The organism is Flagellimonas sp. MMG031, assembly GCF_040112705.1.
Lineage (GTDB): Bacteria > Bacteroidota > Bacteroidia > Flavobacteriales > Flavobacteriaceae > Flagellimonas.
This window is the reverse complement of sequence record NZ_CP157804.1, coordinates 187,468-204,547: the sequence shown is the minus strand read 5'-3', so window position 1 is coordinate 204,547 and position 17,080 is coordinate 187,468. Positions and strand designations below refer to the sequence as shown.

Annotated in this window: 15 protein-coding genes and 1 pseudogene; 3 read left to right on the top strand and 13 right to left on the bottom strand. The window is 44.0% G+C overall.

Annotated elements, in window-relative coordinates; all coding sequences use genetic code 11:
- Positions 1 to 50: 50 nt before the first annotated feature.
- The 9 genes and pseudogenes from proC to ABNE31_RS00860 all read right to left on the bottom strand — a co-directional run bounded on the left by proC (position 51) and on the right by ABNE31_RS00860 (position 10,760).
- Entirely contained in the window at positions 51 to 845 is a 795-nt protein-coding gene (gene proC / locus ABNE31_RS00900) for a pyrroline-5-carboxylate reductase (RefSeq protein ID WP_179382903.1), read from the bottom strand.
- Between the two features lie 78 nt (positions 846 to 923).
- A complete protein-coding gene (gene argC / locus ABNE31_RS00895) occupies positions 924 to 1,898 on the bottom strand; it encodes an N-acetyl-gamma-glutamyl-phosphate reductase (RefSeq protein WP_349352016.1) in 975 nt (324 codons plus the stop codon).
- Between the two features lie 83 nt (positions 1,899 to 1,981).
- The gene (gene argG, locus ABNE31_RS00890) at positions 1,982 to 3,169 is read right to left on the bottom strand and encodes an argininosuccinate synthase (protein WP_349352015.1); all 1,188 of its coding nucleotides are present in this window, start codon (positions 3,167 to 3,169) and stop codon (positions 1,982 to 1,984) included.
- 121 nt (positions 3,170 to 3,290) lie between these two features.
- Positions 3,291 to 3,905 carry a GNAT family N-acetyltransferase gene (locus ABNE31_RS00885; protein WP_293280484.1) on the bottom strand — a complete coding sequence of 205 codons (615 nt, stop codon included), beginning with the start codon at positions 3,903 to 3,905 and terminating at the stop codon, positions 3,291 to 3,293.
- Between the two features lie 220 nt (positions 3,906 to 4,125).
- Positions 4,126 to 5,478 carry a polyprenol phosphomannose-dependent alpha 1,6 mannosyltransferase MptB gene (gene mptB / locus ABNE31_RS00880; RefSeq protein ID WP_349352014.1) on the bottom strand — a complete coding sequence of 451 codons (1,353 nt, stop codon included), beginning with the start codon at positions 5,476 to 5,478 and terminating at the stop codon, positions 4,126 to 4,128.
- Between the two features lie 9 nt (positions 5,479 to 5,487).
- A complete protein-coding gene (locus ABNE31_RS00875) occupies positions 5,488 to 6,972 on the bottom strand; it encodes a cellulose synthase family protein (RefSeq protein ID WP_179382899.1) in 1,485 nt (494 codons plus the stop codon).
- Positions 6,972 to 7,661, bottom strand: coding sequence for a glycosyltransferase family 2 protein (locus ABNE31_RS00870; protein WP_293288496.1), 690 nt, complete (start codon positions 7,659 to 7,661; stop codon positions 6,972 to 6,974). Before ABNE31_RS00870 ends, ABNE31_RS00875 begins: the two co-directional genes overlap by 1 nt.
- 91 nt (positions 7,662 to 7,752) lie before the next feature.
- A complete protein-coding gene (locus ABNE31_RS00865; RefSeq protein ID WP_349352013.1) occupies positions 7,753 to 9,363 on the bottom strand; it encodes a 4Fe-4S dicluster domain-containing protein in 1,611 nt (536 codons plus the stop codon).
- A 48-nt stretch (positions 9,364 to 9,411) separates the two neighbouring features.
- A pseudogene (locus ABNE31_RS00860) lies at positions 9,412 to 10,760 on the bottom strand (FAD/NAD(P)-binding oxidoreductase).
- A gap of 127 nt (positions 10,761 to 10,887) precedes the next feature.
- Here ABNE31_RS00860 and ABNE31_RS00855 point away from each other — a divergent pair.
- Both ABNE31_RS00855 and ABNE31_RS00850 read left to right on the top strand, forming a co-directional pair.
- Positions 10,888 to 11,907, top strand: coding sequence for a glycoside hydrolase (locus ABNE31_RS00855; protein WP_349352012.1), 1,020 nt, complete (start codon positions 10,888 to 10,890; stop codon positions 11,905 to 11,907).
- A gap of 93 nt (positions 11,908 to 12,000) precedes the next feature.
- Positions 12,001 to 12,915: a hypothetical protein gene (locus tag ABNE31_RS00850; protein WP_349352011.1), complete on the top strand. Its 915-nt coding sequence runs from the start codon at positions 12,001 to 12,003 to the stop codon at positions 12,913 to 12,915.
- Between the two features lie 22 nt (positions 12,916 to 12,937).
- Here the strand turns inward: ABNE31_RS00850 and arsM are convergent, their stop codons facing one another.
- Genes arsM through ABNE31_RS00830 form a run of 4 tightly spaced genes read right to left on the bottom strand, consistent with a single transcriptional unit; the run spans position 12,938 to position 15,472 of the window.
- Positions 12,938 to 13,903 carry an arsenosugar biosynthesis arsenite methyltransferase ArsM gene (gene arsM, locus ABNE31_RS00845; RefSeq protein ID WP_349352010.1) on the bottom strand — a complete coding sequence of 322 codons (966 nt, stop codon included), beginning with the start codon at positions 13,901 to 13,903 and terminating at the stop codon, positions 12,938 to 12,940.
- On the bottom strand, positions 13,900 to 14,715 hold the full coding sequence (locus tag ABNE31_RS00840; RefSeq protein ID WP_293280467.1) for a purine-nucleoside phosphorylase: 816 nt from the start codon (positions 14,713 to 14,715) through the stop codon (positions 13,900 to 13,902). Before ABNE31_RS00840 ends, arsM begins: the two co-directional genes overlap by 4 nt.
- The gene (locus tag ABNE31_RS00835) at positions 14,712 to 15,326 is read right to left on the bottom strand and encodes a TIGR04282 family arsenosugar biosynthesis glycosyltransferase (RefSeq protein WP_349352009.1); all 615 of its coding nucleotides are present in this window, start codon (positions 15,324 to 15,326) and stop codon (positions 14,712 to 14,714) included. Before ABNE31_RS00835 ends, ABNE31_RS00840 begins: the two co-directional genes overlap by 4 nt.
- Positions 15,327 to 15,337: 11 nt before the next feature.
- Entirely contained in the window at positions 15,338 to 15,472 is a 135-nt protein-coding gene (locus ABNE31_RS00830; RefSeq protein ID WP_306012391.1) for a hypothetical protein, read from the bottom strand.
- Between the two features lie 52 nt (positions 15,473 to 15,524).
- On the opposite strand from ABNE31_RS00830, the gene ABNE31_RS00825 reads away from it, so the two are divergent.
- Positions 15,525 to 17,072 carry a glycoside hydrolase family 32 protein gene (locus ABNE31_RS00825; RefSeq protein ID WP_349352008.1) on the top strand — a complete coding sequence of 516 codons (1,548 nt, stop codon included), beginning with the start codon at positions 15,525 to 15,527 and terminating at the stop codon, positions 17,070 to 17,072.
- Positions 17,073 to 17,080: the final 8 nt, after the last annotated feature.

The window sequence follows — 17,080 nt, the reverse complement described above, 5'->3', positions numbered from 1 at the left end:
AAAGGTCTCGCATCTCGACTCCGCACGATATGACAGCTCGACCTTTCTTTTTATCCTTTTCTGATTTCACTTATTTTCTCAAACGAGGATACAATTCCCCTGATCAAGGATGAGCTCAAACCTTGATGCTCCATTTCGTTCAAACCTTCAATGGTGCATCCCTTTGGTGTGGTCACCCGATCGATTTCTTCTTCAGGATGGCTACCGGATTCAATCAACAAACTGGCAGCCCCATTGCAGGTGTGCATGGCCAGCTCTTGGGCTTCTTTTGCATCAAAACCTAATTGAATGGCTCCTTGTGTTGTGGCTCGAATCAAACGCATCCAAAAAGCGATGCCACTGGCACAGATGACCGTTGCCGCTTGCATTTGGTCTTCCGGAATTTCCATGGTGTGGCCCATTCGGTTAAAAATGGCCTTTGCCAAATCAATCCGTTTTTTGCCCAGTTCGTTGCTGCAAATACAGGTCATGGATTTACCTACTGAAATAGCGGTATTGGGCATGCTTCGGATGATAAATTTATCCGAACCGATGATTTCCTCTATTTTGGGAATACGGAAACCTGTAATGGTGCTTATGATTACATGTTTTTCGGTCAGAAGGTCCTTGGTCTCTTTCAAAATAGAAACAAATTGACCGGGTTGCACCGCGAAAATCAGGATATCTGAATTTTTTACGGCTTCTTGGTTGTCCGAGGTTACGGTTACGATTCCATACTTTTCAAATTCCTGAATGGATTTCGTATTCCGTTTGGTGAGGTACATGGTGGTGGCTCCATTGCTATGCAAAATGCCCTTGGCAATGGCCAATCCCAAATTCCCTGCTCCTATGATGGCTATTTTCATGATTCTCTTTTTTATCATTTCCGTGTAGACGGAAATCTGATTTGATTGTGCCCTTCGACTACGCTCAGGGCACCCATATTAAAATACTCCTGCCTTCAACAACAGGCCTGTTGTCTCAGGAAATCCGAACATCAAATTCATGTTTTGAACCGCTTGTCCCGATGCTCCCTTCAATAAATTGTCGATGGCCGATGTCACCAAGAGCAAGTCATCGTGCTTATGCAAGTGGATGTGGCACTGGTTGGTGTTCACGACTTGCTTCAAATGCAATTCTTCATCCGATAGGTGTGTAAAAGCAGCATACTTATAAAAATCGCTGTACAATTGTTTCGCTTCCTCCAAGGTGCCATCAAAATGGGTATAGGCGGTGGCCAAAATCCCTCGGGTGAAGTTGCCGCGATTTGGCAAGAACATCAATTTGCCCACAGAATTCCCGTAGGAATTCAAGCTTTCTCCAATTTCTCCCAAATGTTGATGCGTAAAAGGTTTGTACCAAGATACGTTATTGTTCCTCCAGCTAAAATGGGAAGTGTCCGAAAGACCGACCCCAGCGCCGGTGCTGCCCGTAACGGCGTTGATATGGACATCATTGCCCAACAACCCTGCTTTTGCCAAAGGCAATAGGGCCAATTGGATAGCGGTGGCAAAACAACCGGGATTGGCAATGGCTTCTGCAGCTTGGATCGCGGACGTGTTCAATTCGGGAAGTCCGTAAATGAACCGTTGCCCATTGAACATGGAATCTCCCTGCAATCTAAAATCATTGCTGAGGTCGATGATTTTTGTTGATGCCGAAAATTTGTTCTCGTTCAAAAATGAGGTCGAATTGCCGTGTCCCAAACAAAGAAAAACTACATCCACATCTGGATTTATTTCTCCTGAAAACTTCAATTCCGTTTGCCCCAGCAAATCTTGATGGGCCGAAGTAATCGATTTGCCCGCTCGGGTGGTGCTGAACACAAAGTCGATTTCTGCCTCAGGATGGTTGAGCAACAATCTGATCAGTTCCCCGCCGGTGTACCCCGACCCTCCTATGATTCCTACTTTTATCATAATTTTAATTTTGTCATTCCCGCGAAGGCGGGAATCTTATCCAACTAGGTCTCTACCTTCGACTCCGCTCAAGTTAACGGCTTTTAAATTTCATTGTTTACGTGGTTTGCAATTTTCCCGGAGTTGGACAAAATTTTGATGAAGCCCTTGGCATCGTCGGCGTTCCAGCCCTTGTTCATTTCACCATAGCTTCCAAAGGAAGCGTTCATCAAATCGTGGGGGGAAGTGATGCCGTTCAATTCAAATCGATAGGGATGCAAGGTCACGAAAACATCTCCCGAAACGTGTTTCTGGGTGTCGGTCAAAAAGGCTTCGATGTTTCGCATTACTTCGTCCAAGTAATTTCCTTCGTGCAATAGCATTCCATAAAAGTTGCCCATTTGTTCTTTCTGGTATTGCTGCCATTTGCTCAAAGTGTGTTTTTCCAGTAGATGGTGCGCTTTAATGATGATCAATGGTGCGGCTGCTTCAAACCCAACCCTTCCTTTGATCCCAATAATGGTGTCGCCAACGTGGATGTCCCTGCCAATAGCGTATTTGGAGGCGATGGCAGACAATTTCTCGATATTGGCCACAGGAGTGTCTTCCTCCCCGTCCAAGGCTACCAACTCCCCTTTTTTAAAGGTCAGTTTTAATCCTTTTGGCAGTTCCTTTTCCAATTGGCTCGGATAGGCACTTTCGGGCAGGGATAAGTGGGAGGTAAGGGTTTCATCTCCTCCAACGGATGTCCCCCACAAACCTCGGTTCACAGAGTACTTGGCCTTTTCCCAAGAGTAGTCGATACCATTTTGTTGTAGGTAGTTGATTTCTTCCTCTCGTGCCAATTTTTTGTCCCTGATCGGGGTGATGATCTTGATTTCTGGCGCCAGGATTTGAAAGATCATATCAAATCTAACTTGGTCATTGCCTGCACCGGTACTGCCATGGGCAATGTATTTGGCACCTAGTTTTTTGGCATGGTTTACAATTTCTATGGCCTGTACGATACGCTCCGCACTTACGGAAAGGGGATAGGTATTGTTTCGGAGCACATTGCCAAAGATGAGATATTTGACCACTTTTTCGTAGAACGTGGTAACGGCATCTATGGAAGTGTAGCTGGTTGCTCCCAAAGCGAGGGCTTTTTCTTCGATTTCCTTGATTTCTGCTTCACTGAAACCTCCAGTGTTCACACTTACGGCATGTACTTCAAAGCCTTCTTCTTGCGATAGGTACTTGGCACAGTATGAAGTGTCCAATCCGCCACTGTAGGCTAAAACTAATTTTTCCATTGTTCTTTTAGTTTGTCATTCCTGCGAAGGCAGGAATCCATTTTATGTCTTAGTTCTTATATTCTTGATGGTTCGACCCCTCACTCAACCCAGGTTCTGCATGTTAGATCGAACAGACAGTTTAATTATCTTTCTTTTTTAAAAAGAGGTGTTCCTTGATGCTTTTTAGTCGTTGGAACGCTTTTTTATTGATTTTTTCAGGTTCTTGTTTTTTTGATTTTGGGTCGTACAACATGCCTGTACAGAGGCACATTTTCTTTTCGGTACGGGTCAAAATATCAAAGTTCTTACAGGTTTGGCACCCCTTCCAGAATTCGGGATCATCCGTAAGTTCGGAAAAGGTTACGGGTTTGTAGCCCAGCTCGTAGTTCATTTTCATCACGGCCAGCCCGGTGGTAATACCAAAAATTTTGGCATCGGGGAATTTTTTCCGTGATAGGTCAAAAACGGCTTTTTTGATTTGCTTGGCAAGCCCTTGATTTCTATAATCGGGATGCACGATCAAACCGGAATTGGCCACAAAGTCTTTATTTCCCCAGACTTCGATATAGCAAAAGCCGGCAAATTTATCCCCGTCCAAAGCAATGATGGCATTTCCGTTCTGCAAACGCTTTATGATGTACTCGGGCGTACGTCTGGCGATACCCGTTCCGCGAACCTTGGCGGATTCGGTAATGGTATCACTAATGATTTGTGCGTATTTAAAATGTGATTCGTTAGCAACAATAATTTCCATTGCAAGCGATTGATCTATAAAAATTGAAAAAAGTATTTTGGAAGTTGTGCGGAAATGGACTCACCTATTTCCAATAGATATGATTCACCCTTACGGGCGACGACGGCGGGGTGTAAATGGACTAATGGGAGCAGCGATGCTCAACGAAGTTAATATGTACTCTTGTCCTTTCATTACGGGACTAAAGTACAAATTAATTCGAACTGTGCTAGAATTGATGTTATTTTTTAAAGAAATATAACTTTTTAGGGCGACTACCTATCATTTCGTAAATAAAAAAGCCGATTACCAATAGGTATTCAATCGCCAGCAACCCTAAATTTTCGGTATAGTCTGGGTTGGAGTAGGTGTAATAACTCAGAATTATGGTGAAGGACCAGAGCAGGGGGAATCGATAATCGGTGAAAATGGAGAAGCCCAACAGGAACACCACATACCAAGGGTGTACGGTGGTGGATAGAAAATAATAGCAGGCCAAGGCAAATACCATTGAGGTAATGAGACTTTCCATTTTTTGATTCTTCCGAAGGAAAGCGAGCAACAATACGATAACAATGACCAGTTTTTGAATGAAAGAGCCATAAGCGTCGATGAGTTCCCAAGGTTTGGCTTCAAAATAGGTGACTCCTATCTTTTTGACCACATTGTATATGCTGGCATTGAACTCGAAGTTACTGAACCAAAGCCCAACGGTTTCGGAATAATTATCGATAAATACATTGGAGTAAAACGGAAACAACAATGCAGTACATCCTAAAAGGACTAAGGTGTAAAAGGCGGCACTTTTTTTGAATCTGAAGTATTTGATAAATAGTGGCAAAAACAACAGCGGCATTAGTTTGACCATAATGGAAATGGCATAAACAGGGGTTGCCCATAACCATTTATTGATGGATATGAGGTAAAGCGCCCACACAAAGAAGAACACCATTACGCCTTCAAAATGCAGATTTCCGGTCAATTCAATGATGACCAAGGGATTCAAAAAGTACCAAAACGCCAAGTTGTTGGCCTTGTTCAGTTGTTGCAATAACTTTCTGCCGAAATAAAGTGCGCCCAGGTCAGCAAGTATTATGATCAATCGCATGGCAATGGTTGATCCCAAAATGCTTCCTCCGCCCAAAACCGATGCCAATGCGAACAGTACTTGGTTGACAGGTGGATAATTGCTGTAGTGCCTTGCGTTGAGGTCGGTCATCCCTTCGCGCAGCTCTTTCATGTTGGCAAAGGTGACATGCCCTTGTTCCATAATTTGGTCGGGGGTGTACAAATAGGGGTTGATGCCATTTTTAATCAGTTCCCCATCCCAGAGGAACCGGTAGAAATCCTGTGAAAGGTTCGGTTCGGCCATCAAAAACACCAACCGAAAAAGTATGCCGATAATTAAAAGGAACTTAAAGTTCCATTTTTCGAACTGGATGATTTTGTAGGTGAGGTAAAAAAGTGCCCCGAAGAGCATAAAGAGCTTTACAAAATCGGTGCGTACCAGATGGTAGGCAAAGCTCCAGTAAAACAAAATACAGGCGACGGCAAATAGTATCGGATATCTATGCAGTCGCCAATAAGCTTGCATGGTGCAGGATTATGCCTTGGACGTCAAGGATTTAAAGAACACGAATCCAAACCCTAGGAACAACATGAGGTGGAAAGGGAACAATCCGTAGTCGTTCAACGGTATGGCGCTGTACATTCCAAAAAGGAAATAGATCATCAAAGCAAACTCCAAAATCATGTTGGGCGACAATTTGTTGGTCAAATATTTGTTGCCCTTCCAGGTATCGGTTAGGTTGTTGATATTGAATTTAGGAGTTCTCACAAATTCACTTCGTTTGCCCAAATGCCCCTCTAGAACCGCTACGGTGTTGTGCAAAGAGAAGCCCAATGCCACAGAGAAGAACGTAAAAAAGAGTTTGATGTAATCCACAAAGTTGTCAAAACTACTGCCCTGTATACTCTTGTAGGTGAACCAATAACACACAAATAGGATGATGGTGCTCAAAATAAAGAAGCTGGTTACCTCAAACACCCAACCCAAATGACCATAGGTGTTTTTGATGTACAGCATGGGAATGCTCAATAGCGCCACAATAAAAACACAAAGGAACATGGAGCTGTTCAACAAGTGCATTACGCCATGGAACTTGGTTTTGAACGGGATGTTTTTGGCTGTGATAACGCTAAGCACCGTTTTTCTAAAGTTTTCGGCCCCTCCTTTGTTCCAACGGAACTGTTGGGAACGGGCGGCACTGATCACTACGGGAAGCTCTGCGGGTGTTTCCACATCTTCCAAATATTTAAACTTCCAGTTTTTCAACTGTGCACGGTAGCTCAAATCCAAATCTTCGGTCAAGGTATCGCCTTCCCAGTTTCCGGCATCGAGGATACATTGTTTTCTCCAAATACCAGCGGTACCGTTAAAGTTGATAAAGTGTCCTTTGGAATTTCGTCCTACCTGCTCCAAGGTAAAGTGGGCATCCAAAGCAAAGGCTTGGATACGGGTTAGGGTAGAGTAGTCTCTGTTGATGTGCCCCCAGCGGGTCTGAACCACACCGATTTCCTCATCTTTAAAGTAAGGAACGGTTTTTTTCAACCAATCGGATTCTGGGAGAAAGTCGGCATCAAAAATGGCGATAAAGTCACCTTTTGCGATTTCCAATCCTTCTTTTAGTGCACCGGCCTTAAAACCTTTTCTGTTTTCGCGGCGGATATGTTGTATGTCGAGACCAGTTTCCTGAAGCTCTTGTACCCTTCGGGCGGTTTCGGCCACAGAATCGTCGGTAGAGTCGTCCAAGACTTGGATTTCCAGTTTACTTTTAGGGTATTCTATTTTGGCGATGTTGTCCAACAAACGCTCCATTACATATTCCTCGTTGTAAATAGGAAGCTGAATGGTAACGAATGGAATTTCCTTGGGGTCGAGAAGGTTGAATTTTGGGGCTTCCTCGTTTCGCTTTTTATAGCCGAGATAGTTGATCAAAAGATTCAACTGGGCAAGACTGTAGAAGAAAATCAAAAGTAAGGCCGTACTATAAATAGCAATGATGATGTAAGTAATAGCGAGTCCCATTATTTTAAACTGTATTTAAAGATCCAACCCAAAATTTTTATGCCAGCAAATATAGTACCTTTTACCGTACCAGAAACTTTTGATACGCCAATTCTTCGTTTGTAACGCACTGGTACTTCGATATATGACATTTTTTTTCTTAAAATTTTTAACTGCATTTCCACTGTCCATCCATAAGTGGTGTCCTGCATGTTCAATTCTTTGAGCTTTTCGTACTTTATCGCCCTAAAAGGTCCTAAATCCGTAAATTTTGACCTAAAAAACAAACGCATTAAAAATGTGGCCAATTGGTTCCCAAAAACCTGTTGTGGAGTCATGGAACCCGGTTCGCGAAGTGATTTTTTTCGCGCCCCGACCACAAAATCGATGTCATTTTCCAAAATTGGGGCGACAATCTTATCCAATTCCGCTGGATAATCTGAATAGTCTCCGTCGATAAATACGATAATGTCGGGTGTTTTGGATTGTTCGGAGATATAATTTAATCCCTTTAAACAGGCAAAGCCATAGCCCTTGCGGTTTTCGGTGATCACCGTTGCTCCAGCTTTTTTGGCATTTGCCATGGTATCGTCTTCGGAACCATTGTCAACGACTACGATTTCCGATACGTGGTCAGGGATTTCCGAGACGACCAAACCAATGGAATCTCCTTCGTTGATTGCTGGGATAATGACTTTGATATCCGCCATTGGCTGGGAACAATTTAGTTAGTGTTAGCAGTTGCCAAAACTAAAATTTTCCATGGATAACTGATGCGAAACTTTGAAAAAGAAAGTGATCTTACTTTTTGTTTACCAAGGTCATGAGGTCTACATCGTTGCCCAACAACACCTGATTGCTGTCGATTCTTCCCTCCAAGGGGCCATTCTCCAATTTAAGTACGCCACGTGGACAGACCGCCGAGCAGATTCCGCATCCCACACAGCTTGATCGGACGATGTTCTCCCCTTTTTGGGCATAGGCGCGCACATCGATTCCCATTTCACAGTACACCGAACAATTGCCGCAGGAGATGCACTGACCGCCATTGGTGGTAATCCTAAACCGGGAAAACAACCTTTGCTGAAAGCCCAAAATGGCTGCCATGGGACATCCAAACCTGCACCAAACCCTACTGCCAAAAATGGGATAAAAACCCGTTCCGATAACACCAGAGAAAATACTGCCGATCAAAAAAGAGTAGGATTTACGTAGGGTACCTGATTTGAACAAAAATACTTCCCCGTCACCACTGAAAAAGTGGAAACCGATCAATGCCAAGATAATCACGAAGTAACCGATAGCCCCATATTGGGCATCTTTTTGAAGTTGGTCCCGTTTAAAAATCATGGCCCAACCGAAAACCAAGGTCAGCAACCCAGCTACGCCAATCAAAAAAGTACTTTTGGTCAACCAATATTTGCTGGTGTCCGTTCCCAAATAGGAGTAGATAACGGCGGTGGTCATCAAGGTTACAAAAACCACGACGCTGTGCACCACCCATCGCTCTACTTTCCAGGCAAAGGTGGATTTATCGCTCAACTGCCTAAAGGAATCGCCAGCTGTTTCGGCCAATCCACCACAGCCACAAACCCAGGAGCAATACCATCTTTTGCCATATTTGTAGGTTAGGATGGGGGTTATCACAAAAATGGAAAGGATACCAAAAATCAAAAGGGCAAAACCGATTTCGCCAGAACTCAAAAACATTTTGATACGATATCCTTCAAAGTTGTAATAGTTCAGTGGCCAAATATTTTTTAAGTCGTAATAAGGTAGGCTTCCTCCGTTCAGAATCTTGTCCCCGTTCAAACGTGCCATCAATTCTGGGATGATGAATGCAAAGGCGGTTTGAAAGAACATTACGCTCACTGTGCGTAACCTTTCATAACGGTTATGGCGGTATTTCCAGAGGAACTTGATGCCAAAGGCCAAAATGGCCACGGTATAAAGGGTCCCATACACAAACCACTGACTGGCCGGATTGCCGCTCAACAACTGGCTTAGTGGGTCAAAAAGGGCGATGACACCCTTATTTTCGCCATCGCTTACCAAGCCAAGATATTCGGGATAAAAATAGAGTATAATATAAAAGCCTGTCAATGCCAAGCCAGCAATCCACCCCCATAGACCACGACTGGAAATGGATTTGAACCAGACCCCGTCGTTTTTAATGCCCGGTAGTTTTTTGGAATAGGCATCCCAAGAGAACCAAATAACCCCAATGGTGATGGCCAAAAGCGACAAGGTGAGCCAAAGGGTCTTATTTGGAAAGCTCACATTGAAAACGGCCAACAGTAAAATGCCCAATCCCGATGTTCCTAGAAAAACAGCCATCTTTTGGTTGAGGCTCAAGCTTTTTGGTGGTTCCCCCGTTAGGGCCATGCTCGGACTATGTGTTTGGTTGCTCATTGTTTGTTGTTTCTTTGTTTTAATATTTTCCAATTAGGTACAAACCCATCAACCCAATTGGAAGATGCGTTTTAGGCTTTTCTTTTTCAGGCTGATGGATTTTCCAAAATCAGCATTGTATTTTGAAACGATTTGCGATTCGAAGTTTTTGTAGAATTCAGGATCAAAATTGGCGTCCACCAAATGCTCCATTACAAAATCAGCCGTTCGTTTTTCGCTGAGCCATCGATCAACGATCTGATGCCTTAGACGAATGCCGAAAGTGTTGATGCCCAACAGTATTCCGGAATCCTTGTCAAACGCTATGGTGATACAGATTTTTTCGTTGGGATGCCTCCAGTGAAAGTGGAGCTCGTTTTCTTTTTTGTTTCTTTCCGAAAACACCCAACCATAGGTTTGGTACTCAATATCCAAGAATTTGGCCGAGTTGAACCAATGTCCGGGGTTGTATGTCATCCGATTGCCGCAAATGGTTTGGGCAAGGGCTTCGCCCATCATCCGTCCCGTGTACCACACCGCCTCAATGGGCCTGCGATTTCCAATGGCCTTATGCTGTTCGGCACAGTCGCCAATGGCGTACACATCTTTCACGTTGGTTTCCAAAAAGCGATTGACTTTTACGCCTCGCCCCAATGCAATCCCAGAATCTTTCAGAAAATCTATATTGGGGGTTACACCCGCCGTCAATCCTACCAGATTGCATTCAATTTCTTCACCCGTTTCCGCCAAGGTCACGGATTTCACCCTTCCATTTTCATCGGGGTGGATTTCTTGAAGTGATGTGCCCAATCGCAAATCAATGTGGTGCTCCCGAATATGTTCGTTGATCATTTCAGATTCTCCAGAGGGCAAAACACTGTTCCAAAAACTTTTTTCACGTACTAAAAAGGTAACGGGAATATCTCGCGTTCGTAGCATCTCGGCCAATTCGATGCCGATAAGGCCGCCGCCTACGATTACAGCTCGTTTACAAACCTTGTTGTTGGGTGCGTTTTCTTCCAAGAGTTCCAAATCTTGTTTGGAGTAAAGCCCTTGCACTCCATCCAAATCCTGCCCGGGCCATCCAAATTTGTTGGGTTTAGATCCTGTGGCAATAACCAACTTATCGTAATTGAGCGAAGATTTGTCCGCTAGATAAAGCAGCTTTTGTTCGGTATCTACTTTGGCAACATATCCATGCACCATTCGATGTTGTTCTTTTTCCAGAAGTGGTTTTCGTAGGGTTGGGTATGCTCAAACTTCATATGGCCCATGTACACGTACATCAAGGCCGTCCTCGAAAAAAAGTATTCGGACTCGGCCGAAATGATGGTGATTTTTTTATCGGAAAGTTTGCGGATATGCCTGGCAGCAGTAACGCCTGCTATTCCATTTCCAATAATGACAACGTGCTCCATGGGTTAGGTTTGATTGTTTGATGTGTCGCTTTTTTTGTTAAGAACTTAACAACAAGATGAAATTTAATAAGAATAATGGAGCTGAATGCTGTTTTAAAATGATTATTTTAGAGGGTTGGCTATCATTATGAAAAAACTGTTTTTTTTAGGAATCCTAGTCCTTTCCTCTTGCGCCAGTAGCAAGTTTCAAAAGGTGAACGGTGTAAGTTTTGTGGCTTCCCGTGAAGAGGTTTCGGAAAGGCATATCGCCCCTGTTTTGGATGTCCATGCCAACTATGCGGCCATTATGCCCTTTGGTTTTATCAATGGCGAAAAATCAGCTGAATTGTTTTTTAATTCGGACCGACAATGGTTTGGTGAGCGAAGGGATGGTGCAAAACAGTATATCGAACAACTGCATCGGAATGGGGTAATGGTGATGGTGAAGCCCCAAATTTGGATTACCAATGGTGCTTTTACCGGAAACTTGGATATGAAGAGCGAAGCGGATTGGGAAACGTTTGAGGCTTCGTATGAAAAATTTATACTATTGTTCGCCGAAATGGCCGAAGAAACCCAAAGCGATATTTTTTGCGTGGGCACGGAATTGAAGACCTTCATTGATGAACGCCCCGAGTTTTGGGATCAACTCATCCAAAAAATCAAAGAGGTATATCATGGAAAGCTCACTTATGCAGCCAATTGGGATGAATATGCCAAAACACCTTTTTGGTCGGAACTCGATTATATAGGGGTGAATGCTTATTTTCCATTGTGTGAAAGGCAAAATCCTACAAGAGAAACACTTACCGAAGGTTGGAAGCCTTGGAAGGATAAGATGAAGGCATTGGCCCAAGAACAGGACCGTCCTATTTTGTTTACGGAATTTGGCTATCGGAGCATGGATTTTACCGGTAAAAAGCCCTGGTTGGTAGACCGGAACCAAGAGAATGTGAACTTGGAGGCCCAAGCAAGGGCGACCCAAGTGCTTTTTGACGAATTTTGGAACGAGGACTGGTTTGCTGGTGGCTTTGTGTGGAAATGGTTTATGGAACACGAAAAAGTGGGTGGAGCCGGTGACAATCGCTTTACACCCCAGAATAAACCTGCAGAGTCCGTGATACGGGAACAATACGCACAAGTAAAAACATCACGAAGTCGGGATTAGAAAATGAAGCCCCAAAATTTTTAATGGGATAACGACCTGTTGTCTCATAATTTTCGCCATATTTGTAGCACATCCCACCCAAAACATGTTATAATGAAATTAAGATTATCCCTTCTATTTTGGGTCGGGGCCTGTACACTCATTTTTGCTCAAGACAATAATTTTTACCAAGTGGTAGCCGAGCAGGGCGACGGTATTTTTTCCTTGCTACGGAAACAGGGCTTAGATCCCGCCAAGCACTATGGCACATTTCTGGAACTCAATTCCGATAAGATCAAAGAAGGGAGCGCCCTGAAATTAGGTGAAGAATACAAGGTGCCCTATGCCAGTGATTCCTTTAAAAAGAAAGGTGTTTTGGTCGAGGCGGTCGCCGATGCCGAAGCCCCTATTTTTGATGCCGAACTTTCCCAGATGTCGGTCAAAAGTGACAAATTGAAGGATGCTGTGTACTATCTGATCGTTGAAAATAAGGTTGAAAGCGATGGCAGCTTTACCAAAGATATTGCCAAACGTCTCGCCGCTGAATTGATGGAACATGGTGCACAGGTTTATGTAATGGGGGAGCCCAGCAATACAAATGCTTCCAAAGGAATCATGGGGGAGTATGTGAAGGTCATCAACAAGCGATACCTTCAAAACATGGGCAAATACCAACGTGTCCTCTTATTGCGTGCGGGCGACCTTTCCCAAGGAAGCGCGCTGGATGTAGCCGTTTATCATTACAACAAAAGTGAGCAAGGGCAACGGTTTGCACACCATATTCAAAATGTATTCAAGCAGCATAGTGTTTCCAATACCAATGTGGATGAGGCCAGCTTGATTTTTGAAGATGAAAACAGTCTTTATCTGGCAAGAAACATACTACCTGCAATAAGCCTGTTGTCCTTGGAAAGTTCCTCCAAAACAGCCCAAAGTAAAATTTCGCTCAAAACCGACAAAACAAAGTTCGCCAATATGATCAGCAGCGGTATCATAAACGACTACGCGGACCTCGAATTTGAGAATTGAGGATTGTTCGATAACCCCTTTTTTAACAACAACCCCCACCATTGTAGTGGTAGGTGCTCTCACTGATAAAAATTTCATCTGAGGTATTCGCCAGAGCCGCTGCCGTTTTATCACAGACTGCCAAGGGCTGGTTCTGTTGCAATACGTGTCCCTTTTGATCATCAAAATAGGGTTCGTTGCCAAAGTAAATGGCTGTTTTTCCGGTAAACACGCAAGGTCCGTCCTCGGGCATAGGGTCTTTTATGGCCGCTATTTCTATGGATTCGATATGGATAAGCTCATCAGTTGGATAGTGGTTGGGAGATAAAACCCTGTAAGAACGTTTACCACGGATTTCGATGGTACCAAAGCCGGCATCGGTCAATATTTTTATGTAATCCTTTAAGGGGATGCTTCCGCTGAGGCATTGTGCCCTCAATCGGTCATCGTTGCGGAGTTCATCGCTCATGGGTTGCTCGCAAATGGGGTCGCTCATCACCAAACGGCCATGCGGTTTCAGGACACGGTACATTTCAGAAACGGCTTTTTTCAAATCTTCCATTTTAAAGATATTGAACAAGCAGTTCTGCGCGGCCACGTCCATACTCTCATCTTCAACGGGCAAATGCAGGGCGTCTCCTTTGACCAAGTTGACATAGTCGCTTTTGAACCAATCGTTTTCCGCTTCGGCCAATTTGAAATTTTTCCGGGAAGCTTCCAGCATTTCATCCACGGAATCCACTCCGGTAACCCCTCCTTTTTGCCTAGAAAAGTAAGCGAATTGCAGCAGTTCCATACCACCGCCAACCCCCACATAAAGAATTTTGGGTTCGTTCACCAAATCTTGCGCGGAAACGGTACTTCCGCAACCATAGTTCATTTCTTGCATGATCTTGGGAATGGAAAGTCCGGGAAATTGCCAAATGGGGTTGGTGGTGCAGCAGAGTCCAACATCTGGGGTCAGGGCTGCTTCTTTATATAAATCCTGGGTGGCATCTAAATAGCTCATAGTTCTTTGATAAGTTCTTTGAATAGTTTGATCATTTTGGGTTCCGTTTGCCCTGCGACCCTCAAAATTTCCTGTACTTCAACAGGTTGCAAATTATCAGGGTCACATTCATCCGTTAAAACGGAAACCGCTACAATGGGTAGTCGTAAATGATTGGCAACAATTACTTCGGGAACGGTACTCATTCCAACCGCATCTGCACCCAAGGTTTTGAGCATGCGATATTCGGCCTTGGTTTCCAGTTGCGGGCCCACCACCGATGCATATACCCCTTTTTGCAACGAAATGTTTTCGCGTTTGGCTATGGCCTCCACTTTTTTGCGCATATCCAAATCGTAAGGTTCGCTCATATCCACAAAACGGTTCCCGAATTCGGATACGTTCTTAAAGGCCAATGGAGAACCTCCCTGCAGGTTGATGTGATCTTCGATGAGCATGATATCCCCTTTCTTAAAGTTGAGGTTGATGGCTCCCGCGGCATTGGACACAAACAATTGTTGTATACCAAGACTGTGCATCACGCGAATGGGGTAGGTAATGTCCAAAAAATCGTATCCTTCGTACAAATGGAAACGGCCTTGCATCACCACTGCCTTTTTGCCCTCGATAGTGCCATAGATGAGTTTCCCGGTATGAAATTCTACCGTTGCCAACGGAAAATACGGGATATGGTTGTAATGGGCCTCGATGGGATGCTCGATGCTCTCAATGAGCTGCCCAAGTCCCGTGCCCAGTACAATCCCAATTTCTGGGGTTTCGAAACCACGTTTTTTCAAGTAATCAACGGATTCATCAATCTGTTTTTGTGTCATTCTTGTATATGTTTTAAAAATGGCGCAAAGGCCTCAATATCTTTAATATCTTCGTAATAATCGACATCATTTTTTTCTTCCAATAGATGTACGTCGGCGTCTTTGATATCGGAAAGCGTATCGGACAACACCATATTTGTGCCCCATGCCTTGTTTTGGAACAGCTTCCTTCGTAAGGATTTCATACCCAATAGGTAATAGCCGCCGTCTTCTGCCGGGCCCACTACAAAATCATGTTGGTCAAGTTTGGAAAATGCTTCTTCCAGATCTTTTTGGTTTAAATGGAACATATCACTTCCAATAATGATGATGTTCTCAAACCCGGCTCGGAATCCCTCTTCAAAAGCATGCATCATGCGCTCGCCCAAATCCTTTCCAACCTGGAGTTTTTTTTGGTAGATGGAACTGTCCCAGATATCATGTTCCCAAATCTGTTCGGAATAGTACACCCATTTCTCTACATTTAGATTCTTGGTGAAGGCGACCGTTTGGTCCAATAAAAATTTGTAGATATCCAAAGCCGCTTTATCACCCACCTTCGCTGCCAATCGGGTCTTGCACTTGCCAAGTTCGGGGTTTCGGGTAAGGATCAAAAGAAGGTTTTTGCTCAACTTTTATGGATTTAGTTGGGGTTTGCAAAACGCTGTTTAAAGATAGGTAGATTTTTGCGTTCGTTCCTTTCGGAAAAAGGGAAATATTTTTTGGTTACAGTTGGTTTTCCGTCCAATTGCTCTGCCTCAATGTAGATAAAACCCATACAGTGAGCGCTAAAATTTGTTTAACTTGAGCGGGTTAATTTATTTGAGAAAATGCACAGACAAGTCATAAGTTGCTTTTTGATACTCGCCCTGGTGGCATGCAAGCAGGAACAAAAGAAGGCATCGACCCCGACAGATAAGGATGCGAAATATCAAGAAGCATATCGACCACAATTTCATTTTTCACCATCGGAAAAATGGATGAATGACCCCAATGGCTTGGTATACAATGACGGTTGGTACCATTTATTCTACCAATACTACCCAGATGATATCGTGTGGGGACCCATGCATTGGGGGCATGCGATGAGCAGGGACTTGGTGCATTGGGAGCATAAGCCCATTGCGCTATATCCCGATGAGCATGGACTTATTTTTTCGGGTAGCGCTGTGGTGGACAAAAATAACACGACGGGTTTCGGTAAAAATGGGGAAACACCTTTGGTGGCCATATTCACCTACCATTCCATGAAGGGTGAAAAAGAGGGTAGAACAGACTTTCAAACACAGGGCATTGCCTACAGTTTGGATAATGGTGTCACTTGGACTAAGTATGAAGGCAATCCGGTAATACTGAATCAAGGCATCAAGGATTTTAGGGATCCCAAGGTGTTTTGGCACGAAGCTTCGTCATCTTGGATAATGGCATTGGTGGCGGGCGACCATGCGCAATTCTATACTTCCAAAGACCTGAAGGATTGGAAGTACATGAGCGATTTTGGAAAAACACAGGGCGCCCATGGAGGTGTTTGGGAATGCCCCGATCTTTTCCCCTTACCAGTACAGGGTTTAGAGGAAGAAAAATGGGTGTTGTTGATCAGTATTAATCCCGGAGCTCCGAATGGTGGTAGTGGAACCCAATATTTTGTTGGTGATTTTGACGGAACAACCTTTACTTCGCAGCAGCAAGAACCTAAATGGCTGGATTATGGAACCGATAATTATGCTGGGGTCACCTACAACAATGTGCTAAGCGAGGACCGAATTTTTATCGGTTGGATGAGCAATTGGGACTATGCACGGGATACCCCTACCCAGAAATGGCGAAGTGCCATGACCGTCCCCCGCAAACTTAGCTTACATAAGGTTGAAGACGACTATGTTTTGGCAAATTATCCCATTGCGTCCGTTGGAAAATTAACTTCCGATATGTTGCTGTCCTCAACGCAAGTCCCAGCGGCCACTTCGGACACTTTAGTTGTTGATGGGCTGCATCAATCCGAAATACAATTGAAAACAGCTTCAAAAAATATGAAGCTTCTGTTCAAAAACGATAGGGATGAAGTGCTTCAGGTCCAGATGGGTCTGGATACCTTACAAGTGGACAGGAGGTTGTCGGGTCAAGTTGATTTTCAAAAGGATTTTGGGGCAAGGATCCATAAAGCCCCTATAGTGCTCCCGAAGGGGGAGCTCAGGAATTTGAGGGTTTTGATGGATTGGTCGTCTATGGAGCTGTTTGTAAATGAAGGGTTATTGTCCATTACCGAGCAAGTATTTCCCACCGAACCTTACGATACATTGATTATTGTGAATGAGGACAGCCAACATCCCATCATTATCGAATCCATCAAAAAGATGGAATCCGTTTGGCAAAACTAGGATTGTCT